We start from the raw sequence: 1,170 nt of genomic DNA, 5'->3' as shown, positions 1-1,170 counted from the left end.
GATAGGTAATATTTAAGTCATATTGATTCGCTTTCCAGTTGGCCGTGATATTCACAGTGTTTCCCGGCATTGTAAACTGCCCATCGACTGCCGTTGCGCCGCTGACATTCCATCCTTCAAAAGTATAGCCTGATCTGACCGGTATCTGAGTCGATACGATTTGCTGACTACCTGCTACAATATTGGTTTGATTGCTCGGCATGTTGGTCACGCCATCAGCTCCGGCAAGGTAATTGATATCATAATAGTTGACGACAACGGATGGTGTAATGGTTAATATACCATTAACTGCAGTAACATCATAATTTGAATTAATATCCCGATAGGCTTCCGTACTTACTTCCGAATCGGAATATACGTTCATTTGTTCAAAATTTACTCTTATAGCGTAAGTTCCCACAGCTTCTCCAGGATCTCGGCTTAGATTGTAATTCAACGTATCCGTTCCAATTAGTCCATCAATAGTGGCAGTTAGTATCGGATCACTTTGCCCATATACTTTTGTTTTATCATCAGCAGTAATAGTAACAGCTTTCGGTGTGATTTCTAGTGTTCCAGGAACTACCGTGATACTATAGTTCAGGTTGTCTGCTGCAACTGCATCAGTTGTTTTAATCACATATTTTCCAACATCTTCTCCCGCTTCTCGATTTAAAGTGTAATTTAATGTTTCGCCATTAACTGTTCCACTCACCACAGCCGTGAATATTGGATCAGCAGATCCATAAACTTTCGATTGTTGATCGATTGTAATTGTTGCTGTTGCCGCTGTGATGATCAGGCTGTTGTCTGTTACGGTGATGTTGTAGTTCGGGTTAGCTCCGACTGTTGCGGTGATCGCATAGGTCCCGACTGTTTCTCCCGCTACTCGGCTCAGTGTATAGTTCAGGTTTTCTCCGGTGACCGTTCCTCCGACCACTGCGGTTAATGCTGGATCGTCTTTTGTTCCATAGACTTTCGTCTGGGGATCAATGGTAATCGTGGCTGGCGCCGGGGTGATCGTGATGCTTGTTTCCACCACGGGGCTGTCAGCATAGTTCGGGTTGATTTCCTTCACTGAAACTGGATAGGTTCCCACATTGGTAAAGCTTGGGGCTTCCGCTGTCCAGGTTTTACCGCCATCTGTGCTGTACATCGGGGTTGATCCGTCGATGCTTGCACTTGGAGCCA

1 protein-coding gene is annotated in these 1,170 nt (G+C 44.9%); it reads right to left on the bottom strand.

Annotated elements, in window-relative coordinates:
* The coding region (locus FZC40_RS16895) for an MBG domain-containing protein (RefSeq protein WP_279233360.1) at positions 1-1,170 on the bottom strand (1,170 nt) is incomplete at both ends.

The sequence above is a fragment of the Acetobacterium tundrae genome (assembly GCF_008086615.1).
GTDB lineage: Bacteria > Bacillota > Clostridia > Eubacteriales > Eubacteriaceae > Acetobacterium > Acetobacterium tundrae.
This window is presented reverse-complemented; position numbering and strand designations above follow the sequence as displayed.